This is a genomic window from Kitasatospora sp. NPDC015121, assembly GCF_055562955.1.
Genome location: NZ_JBVHEH010000046.1, coordinates 26553 through 39184, shown reverse-complemented (window position 1 = coordinate 39184; position 12632 = coordinate 26553). Strand labels below are relative to the sequence as shown.

General features: G+C 61.9%; 12 protein-coding genes. 10 read left to right on the top strand and 2 right to left on the bottom strand.

Annotation, left to right across the window (positions count from 1 at the left end; all coding sequences use genetic code 11):
- Positions 1-527: 527 nt before the first annotated feature.
- Positions 528-1493: an AAA family ATPase gene (locus ACZ3J7_RS37835; protein WP_311052686.1), complete on the bottom strand. Its 966-nt coding sequence runs from the start codon at positions 1491-1493 to the stop codon at positions 528-530.
- Between the two features lie 224 nt (positions 1494-1717).
- Between ACZ3J7_RS37835 and ACZ3J7_RS37830 the strand changes: the two genes are divergently transcribed.
- Positions 1718-2755: an aliphatic amidase gene (locus ACZ3J7_RS37830; RefSeq protein WP_125053400.1), complete on the top strand. Its 1038-nt coding sequence runs from the start codon at positions 1718-1720 to the stop codon at positions 2753-2755.
- A 159-nt stretch (positions 2756-2914) separates the two neighbouring features.
- The gene (locus ACZ3J7_RS37825) at positions 2915-3994 is read left to right on the top strand and encodes a substrate-binding domain-containing protein (protein ID WP_054828167.1); all 1080 of its coding nucleotides are present in this window, start codon (positions 2915-2917) and stop codon (positions 3992-3994) included.
- Positions 3995-4017: 23 nt separating this feature from the next.
- Here ACZ3J7_RS37825 and ACZ3J7_RS37820 read toward each other — a convergent pair whose 3' ends face one another.
- Positions 4018-4512 carry a MarR family winged helix-turn-helix transcriptional regulator gene (locus tag ACZ3J7_RS37820; RefSeq protein WP_353799043.1) on the bottom strand — a complete coding sequence of 165 codons (495 nt, stop codon included), beginning with the start codon at positions 4510-4512 and terminating at the stop codon, positions 4018-4020.
- A gap of 308 nt (positions 4513-4820) precedes the next feature.
- Between ACZ3J7_RS37820 and ACZ3J7_RS37815 the strand changes: the two genes are divergently transcribed.
- The 8 genes from ACZ3J7_RS37815 to ACZ3J7_RS37780 all read left to right on the top strand — a co-directional run bounded on the left by ACZ3J7_RS37815 (position 4821) and on the right by ACZ3J7_RS37780 (position 11716).
- On the top strand, positions 4821-6377 hold the full coding sequence (locus tag ACZ3J7_RS37815; protein ID WP_311052683.1) for an FtsZ/tubulin family protein: 1557 nt from the start codon (positions 4821-4823) through the stop codon (positions 6375-6377).
- Entirely contained in the window at positions 6374-6727 is a 354-nt protein-coding gene (locus tag ACZ3J7_RS37810; RefSeq protein ID WP_231783642.1) for a hypothetical protein, read from the top strand. The genes ACZ3J7_RS37815 and ACZ3J7_RS37810 overlap by 4 nt, the downstream gene beginning before the upstream one ends.
- Before the next feature lie 34 nt (positions 6728-6761).
- Positions 6762-8456, top strand: coding sequence for a hypothetical protein (locus ACZ3J7_RS37805; RefSeq protein ID WP_465627804.1), 1695 nt, complete (start codon positions 6762-6764; stop codon positions 8454-8456).
- 92 nt (positions 8457-8548) lie between these two features.
- Complete coding sequence (locus tag ACZ3J7_RS37800; RefSeq protein WP_311052680.1) at positions 8549-9001, top strand: RNA polymerase sigma factor; 453 nt, start codon at positions 8549-8551, stop codon at positions 8999-9001.
- A 43-nt stretch (positions 9002-9044) separates the two neighbouring features.
- Positions 9045-9758 (top strand): energy-coupling factor ABC transporter permease, encoded by a 714-nt coding sequence (locus ACZ3J7_RS37795; RefSeq protein ID WP_311052678.1) that lies wholly within the window; start codon positions 9045-9047, stop codon positions 9756-9758.
- On the top strand, positions 9748-10119 hold the full coding sequence (locus ACZ3J7_RS37790) for an energy-coupling factor ABC transporter substrate-binding protein (protein WP_095972692.1): 372 nt from the start codon (positions 9748-9750) through the stop codon (positions 10117-10119). The genes ACZ3J7_RS37795 and ACZ3J7_RS37790 overlap by 11 nt, the downstream gene beginning before the upstream one ends.
- On the top strand, positions 10116-10865 hold the full coding sequence (cbiQ, locus tag ACZ3J7_RS37785; protein ID WP_059039476.1) for a cobalt ECF transporter T component CbiQ: 750 nt from the start codon (positions 10116-10118) through the stop codon (positions 10863-10865). The genes ACZ3J7_RS37790 and cbiQ overlap by 4 nt, the downstream gene beginning before the upstream one ends.
- Positions 10862-11716 carry an energy-coupling factor ABC transporter ATP-binding protein gene (locus ACZ3J7_RS37780; RefSeq protein WP_311052675.1) on the top strand — a complete coding sequence of 285 codons (855 nt, stop codon included), beginning with the start codon at positions 10862-10864 and terminating at the stop codon, positions 11714-11716. Before cbiQ ends, ACZ3J7_RS37780 begins: the two co-directional genes overlap by 4 nt.
- The last annotated feature ends 916 nt before the right edge of the window (positions 11717-12632 follow it).

Below are 12632 nucleotides of genomic sequence, written 5' to 3'. Positions count from 1 at the left end.
GGGCGCCAGCGCCGCCCGCCTGGGTCCGCTCCGCCACGTGCTGCGTCCAACCCCACCGAAAACTCGACACCTCAGAACCCGGCACCTGATCAGTACATCTGTCGTGAGCAAACTCTACGTCAGTTCGCAGCCTGTCGGGTGCCAACGTAGTTGACACTACGCCACCCTAGATGGGACCCGGTGACACCAGCCTAGGACTTCGAACTCGCCAACCTGAAAGAATCCACGCCGAACTCTCACATCGGCTGTCACTGAGGACAGTCGCCGCCACGAAACCATGGAATCTCGCTTCAGATGGCAGCGAACTACGCAAGCCGGTAGCCGCAATATGCGGGTCAGTGGCTCTCAAGTAGCTGTCACCACTCCCAACTGAGGTGTCATCGGACACGGTCGCTGTTCAACAATCACTATGCTGCGATCTACGTTGACAGGGGCGGCGCCGTCGGAGCGATCGGCGGCCTGGTAGCAGTGATTCCCGGCGGTGTGCCCAAATAGCAGTGATTCGCACAGTCGGTCTCTTCCAGTGTCTACGACACAGCCCGGGTGACGGTGGCGACGATTCCTCCCTGCGCCACTGTCGTGGACAGTGTGTGGTGAGATTGGTTGTCTGCGTCGGGAGCGGTCACGACTGCTTCGGCGATCGGCGCCAACAGCGTAGTCCGGACGGTACGTCTCATATGTCTGGCCCCGTAGGTGGAATCAAATCCCTTGTTGATCAGAAGACTTCGTACATCGTCATCTGGCATCCAATCAATGTGTATGGCAGACAGCTGATTACGTAGGCGCACGAGCTCGAGATCCACAATCTTCGCCGCTGAGGTCTGGGTCAACGGCGCGAAGTGCACAACCTCGTCGAAGCGGTTGTACAGCTCCGGATCGAAGAATTGCTCGACGACGTCGGCAACGATCTGCTGCGAGTCGCGACGTGCGCCGGGTCGGAATGGTGCCGCGAGCCGCTGCAGTGACGACGAGCCTCGGCGCCGGCGTTCGTGGGCAGCTACTTCGGCAGATCCGAGGTTGGAAGTGAATAGCACAATCGCGTTACGGAAGTCGATGGTCTCGTTGCCTGCCGACAGCCTTAGGACCCCGCTGTCGAGTATCTGCAGTAAGGACCGCAGGACTGTCGCGTGCGCTTTCTCGACCTCGTCGAAGAGTACGAGCCCCGGCCGGGAATGGTTACCTGCGATCAGGGCGGGGTCAAAGAGAGTCAGGCCTTCCTTTGCGCCGGCGTAGCCGGGCGGCGCACCGGCGAGTGATGCCGAGTAGTGTTCTTGTGCAAGGGTATTCATGTCTATTCGGCAGAGGTTGTCGGGATCGCCGGTGACCTGACACGCGAGTTGTTTTGCGAGCTCGGTCTTTCCCACGCCGGTCGGCCCGACCAGCAGTAGCGAGGCGATCGGACGGTTTGGGTCGCGCAGCCCCGCCGCGGAAATCGTCAACGCCCGCACCGCAGCGTCGATGGCAGCCTCCTGCCCGACGATATGTGACTGCAATGCGGCAGTCAGCTCCTGTGGTGATCGGAGCCGACCCAGCCTGAAGCGGCTGGTTCCTACCGGGCTGGAGATTGAGTCCGGGGGTGGTTCGGGTTGCATCGAGCGATCCTCCTTGAAACATAGGTGTAACAGGTACGGCTGTACCCTGTCGTTTGCAATACTTTACGATCAAAGTACCTCGTGCAGAGGCTGGCGAGAGTTTACGAACTAAATGGAGGTCCAACATGCGACACGGAGACATCTCATCGAGCCCGGACACGGTTGGCGTTGCCGTCGTGAATTACAAGATGCCGCGGCTGCACACCAAGGAGGAGGTACTCGACAACGCACGCAAGATAGCGGACATGGTTGTTGGGATGAAGGCCGGCCTCCCGGGTATGGATCTGGTGGTGTTCCCCGAGTACTCCACCATGGGCATCATGTACGACAACGACGAGATGTATGCGACGGCCGCCACGGTGCCAGGCGATGAAACCGACATCTTCGCCAAGGCATGTCGGGATGCAAAGACCTGGGGAGTCTTCTCCCTGACCGGTGAACGGCATGAGGATCACCCGAACAAGCCGCCCTACAACACCTTGGTGCTGATCAACGACGAGGGCGAGATCGTGCAGAAGTATCGCAAGATCATGCCGTGGACCCCGATCGAGGGCTGGTACCCGGGTGGGCAAACCTATGTCACCGACGGCCCGAAGGGCATGAAAATCTCGCTCATCGTCTGCGACGACGGCAATTACCCGGAGATCTGGCGGGACTGCGCGATGAAGGGTGCTGAGCTCATCGTCCGCCCGCAGGGCTACATGTATCCGGCCAAGGAGCAGCAGGTTCTGATGTCAAAGACGATGGCGTGGGCCAACAACTGCTATGTCGCAGTGGCCAATGCGACCGGTTTCGACGGCGTCTACTCGTACTTCGGCCACAGCGCCATCGTCGGATTTGACGGGCGCACGCTGGGGGAGTGCGGGGAGGAAGACTATGGGATTCAGTACGCGCAGCTGTCGCTTTCGACGATCCGGGATGCGCGTGCCAATGACCAGTCGCAGAACCACCTGTTCAAGCTGCTCCACCGCGGCTACACCGGCGTCTACAACGCAGGCGACGGTGACAAGGGAATCGCCGAATGCCCCTTCGACTTCTACCGTGACTGGGTGACCGACGCCGAGGCCACCCGGGAAAAGGTCGAGGCGATCACCCGCCAGACCATTGGTGTTGCGTCCGCACCGGTCTACGATCTGCCCACCGAGAAGACCGCAGAAGCATAGCGACGGAGTCGGTCTCGCCGGGGAATCATGTCATGTCCCGGCGGGATCGAATCTGTTTTCCGCGTGTGTGACCTCACACGAGCGATTTACACCCCGGTAATAGCGCGCTGAAATCATGGGACGTAACCGGCGACCCACCCTGCGCAGGGAGAGTGTTCGATGTCTGACCCACGCATGAATCTCGGCCTGCTCATACCTGAGAGTGGTCCGGCGGGGATCTTCGGGCCGTCGTGCCTGAGCAGCGCCGAACTGGCCATCGCCGAACTCAATCAGCATGGCGGACTTCTTGGTTGCGAGGTCACCGCCACCGTCATCGATGGCGGCGCCGACATTGGGGACGTGGCCGGCGACGTCTCCGCACGGGTGTCCAACGGTGAGGTCGAAGCCCTGGTCGGCTGGCATACTTCGGCGCTGCGTCGCGAGATCGTGCGATCCGTAGGTGGTCTGGTGCCCTACATCTACACGGCGGTGTACGAGGGCGGTGAATCGTCACCCGGTGTGTTCACTACCGGGGAGGTACCCGAACGTCAGATCGTGCCTGCGCTGCAATGGATGGCTCGAGAGGACGGCATCACATCCTGGTTTGTCGTCGGCAGTGACTATGTGTGGCCACGACGCACCGCTGGTCGTATGCGGAAGTGGGCGACGACAGGTGCCTTCGGTTCAGGTGTCAGGCTCGTCGGGGAGTACTTCACGCCGCTGGGTGAGACCGATTTCAGTGATGTGCTCGATGAGATCGAGTGCTCCGGCGCCGGCGGGGTGTTCGTGTTGTTGCTGGGCCAGGATGCGGTGTCGTTCAACAGGCAGTTCGCTGCTCGTGGGTTAGATCGCGATCTCCCTCGACTCGGGCCGCTGATCGATGAGAATATGCTGCTGGCCGGCGGTGCGGGCGCTGCGCGTGAACTCTATTCCGTGTCAGGCTTCTTCGAATCCTTGGGGACCGGCCACAGTCTGGAGTTCGGTGGGCGGTATGCGGAGCGCTTCGGTGCGAGTGCGCCGCCGCTGGCCTCGCCGGGCGAGTCCTGCTACGAGGGTGTGCGGCTCCTGGCTGAACTGGTTGAGCGGTCAGCGTCGGTGAATGTGTCTGACTTGAGTGCTCAGGCACAAGCCGACATTCACTATGACAGTCCACGTGGGCATGTCCGCTTCCGTCGGCACCATCTCGCTCAAGACGTGTATATAGCGAAGGCCAGGGGGCTCGAATTCGATGTCCTCGAACAGATTGCCGCAGTCGGCTAAACCAGCGGCGGGCGCCGGTCGGTTTACTGACTCGTGAAGTCTTCTGCTTGTTTGCCGTAGTGGTTGAGCATGCGTTCCAGCGCTTGGCGGTCGCGTGCGGCGAACATGCCCAATACCTCGGCTTCGGTGGCAGCGATAGTGCCGAGAAGTTCCTGGTGGACGCTCGTACCCCGACTGGAGGCGTGCACCAGCACTTTGCGTCGATCACCCGGGTCGGCGAGCCGGAAGACGTAGGCGTTCACAGCCAGCTTGTCCACGTACTTGGTGAGGGTGGGTGCGGCGACACTCAACGCTCGTGCCAAGTGATTCATCGCCACGCCGTCCTGGCGCACGATGACGTCGAGTGCGTACCAGTGATCGGCGGACATATTGTGCTGCGCGGTAATCCCGTCGATGCGGCGTGAGAGCATCCGACTCAATGAATCCAATCGCCCTGCCAGTGGCCTGGGTGAGACCTGTAGGGCGTCTGCCTCGGCCGCGCCGGCGGCGCCCGTCGGCTTGGCCTGGACAGTGGCCATCCGATCATCCTTCTCTTGGTACGGGGGACGCGCAGTACGAGTAACTGAGGCCCCGTTCCAGTCCCCCGATGTCCACATACTAGCGTGCACAGGATTGCCCCTCAACCACATCGTTGTCATTTCGCATATTTCGGTTACGAAAAGTTAACATTGATATATTTCACACTGACAGTATCTCCACTACTGTCAGTTGCGGGGAAGCCAGGGGCTTCTCATTCAGGCAGTAACTCCGCGAGTCCGGCCGAAAGACCCGCCCCTCCCTGCTGTGCGGCACCCGCAGGCTCGCGACCACCGTTGAAGGAGATGAAGTGTCAGGAGCACACGACCACAATCACGATCATGGGCACAGCCACGCCCATGAAGGCGCGGCGTGCGACAGCGAGTCCGCTGGGTACGGCACCGACAAGGTACGGCTTGAGGCGTTGGTCACCGATGGCGTTCACCGCATCGGAGATCACGAGGGACCGTTCTCTATTCACGTCCTGGGCATCGGCAAGACCGGTTCCAACGTCGTCGAATCGATGCTGCGCGAGTACGCACCCGGGGGTGCTGCAGCCGGTTCGGAAACACCGTTCCGTGGGCTGGCCATCGACATCGGTGATGCCGAATTGACCGGTGTCACCACCGCGTCGGCAGCACTGTCCGGCGATCTCGCCAGCGCGGAGGTCGTCGACCTCCCCGCGCTGGAGAATGAGGCGCTGTTCAGCGAACTGCGACGCTACCGCGAATTTCTCAAGAAGGAGTACCCCCGCTACTACTGGAATCCCAACTACGAGCCGTGGCTTCCCAACGATCTCGTGGTGCCGGAGGCTGGTGACCACTTCCCGCGTGCGGTGTCCAAGGGCCTCTACGGCGTCGACTACTACACCGGTGGTGCGGTTGCCCAAGCGCTTGACCGTTTCGCCGACGGGATCATGTCCAGCGACAAGACCCCACTGGTGATCATCGCCTTCTCACTGGTCGGTGGAACCGGTAGTGGCATCGTCGTCGAGTTGGCCCGCCATCTATCCAACATCCGGTTGGGCCGTCGCGCGCTGGTTGCCGGCATGTGCGTGCTGCCCGCCGACGCCGACCCCGACGAACTCAAGGACGGCCGCGCGTTCATCGCCATCAATGAGCTCGACTGCATGGTGGACGCCGACAAGAACAAGGGCGTCATGACCGTCTGGGGTGACCTCTACAAGAACCCCTTCACTGCAGGATTCTTCGGTGTGCCACAGAACGCGGTGTACGACGCGGTCGGCGACCTTGACGCCGCGCACAAGGCCATCGACACCGGTATCGCGCAGTTTGTTCTGCGTGACGGAGGTGATCACCTGTACGAGTCGATCAAGGCACTCAACTGGATGAATGTCCCGGCCGACGCGTGGCATCCGGCCACCCGTGGTGATCAGACCGACAGCTGGATCAACTTGCTCGCAGTGGGTATTGGTCCGGCCGGCACTCCGCTGGTCGGCGAGGTAACCGACTCGGCAACAGTCGAATTCGTCGAGGTTCGCGCTTTCGGTGCGGACTCGGCCAGCGCAGTCGCAGCGTCGTTGTCTGAATCCCTCGATCCCGTCGTCGGACCCAACACGCTGGCCTTCGCAGGTTCGGGCGACACCACGGTCGCGGCCTTCATCCCGCGGCTGAGCAAGCTCGACATGAGCTGGTTCGTGCCCGCGCGGGAGGCCTACGACGCGCTGGATTGGGAGTCCAAGCTCATGCGTCACGCATGGCTGCTCGATCTCGGTGTGCTGCTCTGCGAGCCCTCAACCCGATTCGAGGGAGTCGGTGGCGAATGCCTGTTGGGCTGCGCGTGCTGGGTTGTTGTCCCGCACTTGGCAATCCGTGGTGAGGTTGAACAACTCGAGCTGTCCAAGTGAGCACCGGAACCGACATCGAGCACGCGGGGGCCGAGATGACTACGGAGCCAGCAGGTCTGGACTGGGATCAGGCCGTCGAGAAGTATCGGGACGGCGCGGCGGTCGACACCCTTCCGGGTGGGGCAACCGTGACCGTCAGCGGAGCCGACGACGAGCGGATCTACGTCAAACACCGGCTCTGGACCGCAGAACTACACCGCTACAACTTGGAAAAAGGTGTTGACCTGGTTAACCAGGGGGCAATCCCGCGCGAGGCCAACAAATTCATCGACAAGTACCGAACGTTGGTTGCGGACGAGCGCCCCACGGTCGCCGCAACCATCCTCAAGGACCTTGGATACCTGAGCTAGCTAGAAGGGCTGAACTATCACCATGGCACTATCCATGTACCACAGTGCAAGCGGAAAACAGGCGCCGCACTGTATCAATGTTGTCGGCCTCGGTAAGGCCGGCGCCCAGCTCATCGATGCGCTCTTGCGGACCGGTGAGATCGAGGACATGCTCGACGATCCGCGCGCTCGTTTCACTGCGTTGGCGATCGATATCGGCGAGGGCGACATGCGTCAGATGCGCCAGTACGCGGACTCGTTCTACGCACGCCTTGATGATCGTGGGATTCCCCGGGACCGCGCGCAGATTCGCACTGTGGCCCTGGACATCCCTGACGCCGCGGATCTCGAGCAGAGCATGGCTCGCTTTCCCGAGTTCCTCGGCAGGGAGTTCCCGCGGTTCAGCTGGAAGGGCCAGGGCGAGAGCGGATTCGCGTCGTGGCTGGATGCCACCACGACTCCGACCACCGAGAAGAACTACGTCGGCCAACTGGAGGTCCCGTCCTCCGACGAGCATGTGTCCCGCTCCTTGGCGAAGGCGATCTATGGCCGTGCGTATTACGACGGCGAGCGCCCACTCCACAGCGAACTGGAAGCATTTGCCGACAGCATCGACCAGACCGGCCTGCCATGCCTGGTTCTTGTTGCCTTCGGTGTTGGTGGCGGCACGGGCAGCGGAATGGTTGTTGACCTCGCCCGCCACCTGAGCACCGGTGCGCTCGGCCGTCGGGTGCCGGTCATCGGGGTCGGCTTCATGCCGTGTTCGGGAGATCCTGAGTACCAGCGTGGCGCTTCGGTTTACGCCACGCTCAACGAGATCGACTGCATGCTCGATGAGACGAAGAACGAGAAGATCACCTCGGTGTGGGGTGACATGTACAAGAATCCGTTTACCGGAGGATTCCTGGCGGTCACCCAGGAGCAGTCGTGGGAGCGTCTGTACCGGTACACCACAATCAAGAAGGGTGTGCTCCCCGAGATCCGGCATCAGCAGGCGTTGCACGTCACGAACAAGTTCGTGGACGACTCGTTCGCCCGCTACGTCGTTCACGACTACGGTCGCGAGATCTTCCGCGTTCTGCGTCCGGCCGGTTTCACCGGTGCACCACATGAGCGAGTCAGTTTCGGGCCGCGTAACTTCACCGTGTTCAACGTTGCCAAGCTCATGCATCCCGGTGTGGAGGTACTGCCGGGCGAGCCGATCAGCAAGTGGCGTAGTGCGATCAGCGACTGGATCGGGTATGTCCCGCAGTGGATGGGTATTCGCGAGGGCTTCGCGACAGAGTATGTGGAAGCACATACCTTCGCGGCCCGCACCAAGTGGAATGCGACCCTGCAGGCCAAGCTCGAATCGACTCTGTCGCAGTACCTGCTGCCGGGTGAGGACGGCTCGCTGCGGACCACCGAAGGCGAGTTCTTCGACGAGCTGACGGTGTACTCCAACATCATCGTTCCGGGTGTGGCGAAGGCGGACCTGACGGCATTCGCCGAAGCCAAGAAGCTCTATGACGCGGTCCCTGCCAGTGAGCGGACCAGCCTCAGTAGCTGGCTGCTCGAACTCGGCATCGTCCTCTCGGAGCCATCGGATCAGTTCGAGGCCACGATGGGTAAGGCGATTGCTGGATCGCCAGGGTGGAACACCCGTATCGGTGTCGACGAGATGGCGGGCGCCGCACTGCCGGCCACCGCTGTCGAGTACACCAACGAGGTAATGGCAGCCTCGGTCGCCACGGTGGTGCCGACGCCGTAACCCGGCCGGCGGCGGTCCGCTCGGCGCGTGTGGGTGTACCAACCGAGCGGACCGCCCGGTCCCGGCCTCAGAGTTCTTGTGCATGGAGGGCAGTGGATTTCGAAAGTGATTGGCAAGACGACTATCTAGCGTGGATATTGCGCCTGAATGACACCCGTGATTCGGTGCGGTACATGGTCACCCACCGGCTGGGGGACCGGACTGTTGCGGAGGCGGTGGCCATGCAGGTGGTGGTCTCGATGCTGGCCCGGCCCCGGGTGTTTCGTTACCAGGGACTGCCTTATGCGGGGCGTATCGCGGCCCTTGCCGAACCTCTCATTGCCGACCCGGACGGTGACTGGCGAGCACAGCAGTGTTCCTGGGAGGAGCTCGCCGGCCGGCTGTTCGAGATGCCGACCGACTTGCGCAACGTACATGTGGCAGCGCATGTTCACGGACTTAGTGCCGCCGAGATTGGTTCGGTGCTCGGAGTGGACGTCGACATGGTGCAGTCGATGCAAAAACAAGTGGAGGACTATCTCCGACCATCGGATGACGGTGAATGAGTTTTCGTAACTGACCCATCTCTTACAGCAGAGGAATGAACCAGTGCATATTGCCGAAGGCTTTTTGCCGCCGGTCCAGGCGGCCTGTTGGGCGGCGGTAGCCGCACCGTTCGTTGTACACGGTGCCGTGGCCGTCGTGCGCGAGGTACGTGAGCATCCTGAATCGCGGTTGTTGCTCGGGGCGGCAGGGGCGTTCACCTTCGTCCTGTCCGCGATCAAACTTCCCTCGGTGACCGGTAGCTCGAGCCATCCCACCGGAACGGGGTTGGGCGCGGTGCTCTTTCGGCCGCCGGTGATGGCCTTCCTGGGAACGGTGGTACTCCTGTTTCAGGCGCTGCTGCTTGCACACGGCGGTATCACCACCTTGGGTGCCAACGCGTTTTCGATGGCCATTGTTGGTCCGTGGGCCGGATACGTGGTGTGGCAGTTGAGCCGAAAGTTGAAGGCACCCTTTAGTGTCGGGATCTTCTTCGCAATGGCGATCGCGAATCTCTCGACATACTGCGTTACCTCTGTTCAGCTCGGCATTGCCTTCCCCGATGCGACCGGCGGTGTGATCGGTTCGGTGGTGAAGTTCCTTGGTGTCTTCGCCGTTACTCAGATTCCACTGGCTGTCATCGAGGGCCTCGTCGGGGTCCTGATTTTCAACGTCCTGCGGAAGGTGGCGCGGCCGGAATTGCTGCGTCTGGGAGTATTGACCGACCGCACCGCACAAGACAGCGCAGCCCCAGCCAAGGAGAACATTCATGTCGCGTAACAAGAATGTTCTGGTCACCGCACTGATCATCGGTGCGATTGTCGTGATCTTCGCTCTGTCGATGTTTCTCAATCGGAACGCCCCGGAGGATGAGGCGTTCGTCGGTAGCGATGCCCTGGCCACCGAGCACATCGAGGAGAACCATTCCGACTACAAGCCATGGTTCTCGCCGGTCTTCACCCCCGGGTCCGGTGAGATCGAATCAGGACTGTTCGCGCTGCAGGCTGCGCTCGGTGCGGGAGTGTTCGGCTTTGCGCTCGGGGCGATGTGGCAGCGTAGGCGCTCCGAACGTGAGGCGATCGCACTGGCCGGTGACGTCGACGCTATGGCCGCGAGCGCTGGCGAGGGTGACCGGACATGAGTGCTGGCACCGCCGCGATCGATAGCGTTGCGTGGAGGTCGACGTGGCGCCGCCGGCCGGTCGCAGAGAAGGTCATTCTCTTCGGCGGGATCGTCGGATGTGCGGTGGTGCTTGCCCCGGTTCCGGCGGCGCCACTGTTGATCGTGGTGACCCTGATCGCCGCGCGACGAGCCGGGGTTCCGTTTGCGCACGTGCTCCGTACCGCCCGAGGACCTGCGGCATTTATTGCGATCGCGGCGCTGTCGACTGCGGTATCGATCGATTTCGGCGCTCTGACGATATCAATGACTGCGCACACGGCTTTGGGTGCAGCTGAACTCGCACTGCGTGCGATGACGGCATCACTGGCGATGCTCGTCTTTGCCTCCACGACACCGATGACCACGTTGACGACGGCGCTACGGCGGGCGGGGCTCCCGGCGGCCTGTGTTGACGTCATCGGAATCATGTATCGCATGGTGTTCGTGCTGGTGGAGTCGCTGGCAACGATCCGGCAGGCGCAGGTCGCGCGACTGGGCTATGCGGGATTTCGACGATCACTCAACTCAGTGGGCCTCCTGACCGCGGCCGTGCTGATCCGGTCTTGGACTCAGGCACAACGGCTGGAGACCGGATTGGCGGGTCGCGACCAGGGTATCGGTATGCCGGTTCTGTATCGGCAGCCGGTGAGCCGACAATTCATCTTCGGCTCGGTATCCGTTCTTATTGGTGTTGTCGCACTAACAGTTTCGTGGGAGATGGCATGAGCCATAGATCGCTGAGCGCCGAACATGTGGCGTTCGCCTATCACGGTGCGAGCGATACGCTGATCGACGTCGATATCGAGATGGCACCGCGCTCACGCGTGGCACTGCTGGGTGCCAACGGATCGGGAAAGACAACGCTGCTCCGAATACTGGCCGGATCGCTGCGGCCCTCGCGCGGGACGGTCAGTCTTGACCACACCCCTATCAAGTACGGCAGGGCAGGGCTGCGTACTCACCGTCAGAATGTGCAGTTGGTTCTGCAGAACCCGGATGATCAGCTGTTCTCGGCGGATGTCAGACACGACATCGCCTTCGGGCCAGCGAATCTGGGATTGAACACCGACGAGATCCTAGAGCGGGTCGACGAGGCGATGCGGCTGCTGTCGCTCACCGACCTGGCCGACCGGCCGGCACATGAACTGTCCTACGGGGAACGCAAACGCGTCACGATTGCCGGCGCGATGGCGATGCGGCCCTGTGTGCTGCTCCTCGATGAACCCACTGCCGGCCTGGACCCTGCCGGGGTGGTCGAGATGTTCCAGGCACTTGAACGGCTCGAGGAAAGTCGCACCACGGTGGTCCTCTCCACCCACGACGCTGCTCTGGCGTTGGATTGGGCGTCGTCAGTAGCGATCGTTGAGGGCGGCACAGTCCGCCAAGGCGATCCCGGCGAACTGCTCGGCAATGCCTCGCTCCTTGCGGCCGCCCGGCTCGCGGCGCCATGGTCGCTGGAACTCGCCGCAAAGCTAGCGCGAGACGGATTCCTCCCGCAATCACTGCGCCCGCGTAATGTCTCTGAGGTGCATGCGTCTATCGCTGCGCACGCATTACGCCACGGCGGACGGGTCTGACGGCGCCGCAGCCTGTGCAGGTGGAGCAGTTCTTACGAACGGCGACCGACGTCGCATCTGCTCGTCCACTCTCCGAGCGTGAGCGCGACCTGGTTGCCGAAGCTCGTCGACTGCGCCGGCAGTTGTACGTGCGGTTAGGTCCGAAGCCTCTTCCTGCGGCGAAGAAAGTTCCGCATTGCGGAAGGCCGGCACCGGCCGGAGGGATCCGCTCTGTCGTTTCCGGCGGCCTGCCCGGAACGGGCAAACACCGATAAACAAATCCCTGCCAGCCTTAGACGTGCTTCCTGCTTTGGCTCCGATCTGTAAATCTGCCGAGCCTGAGAAGGAAGCGAACTCGCATTTCACGAGCAGCATCAGGACCTCACCAGGTCCGACGACTTCCCTGCCTTCCTCCGACCCGCCGTATCGTCGATATGCAGGTCCCAAGCGGTCGGTGTTGTGAACGACCAGCCACTGCTCATGAGATCGGATAATCTAAGCGACCGCTTTTCGTTGGCTAACCTGACGTGGAAGAGAACCGATACCGAGATGAACCAGAAATCAGAAATACTGGGATGATCTGACCGCCGAAGGCCGAGAACTCACGCGGGTCGCAGAGGGCGAAGCCCGAGATTTGAAGGTGCCACTGCATCTTGAGGATCGGACGGCTGTTCGAAAGCTGGCCGATACCTACCGCTCATCGGTCCGCGATACGCGCTACCGCGACCCCGATCGACCCGAGCATCAACTGCAGGACGTCGTTGATGCGTACCGGTGGATGCACCCACATGCCTCGCAGTGCGTCGGTCCGCGAGGAGTGATGCGATTCGCATCCGGTTCGGACAAAACGTAGTCGGGCAGACGTAGGACTCGACACCATCGAAGAGCGCATCGCCGCGGCCGAGGCTGCAGAGTGTCCACTCCAACTCTGGTAGCG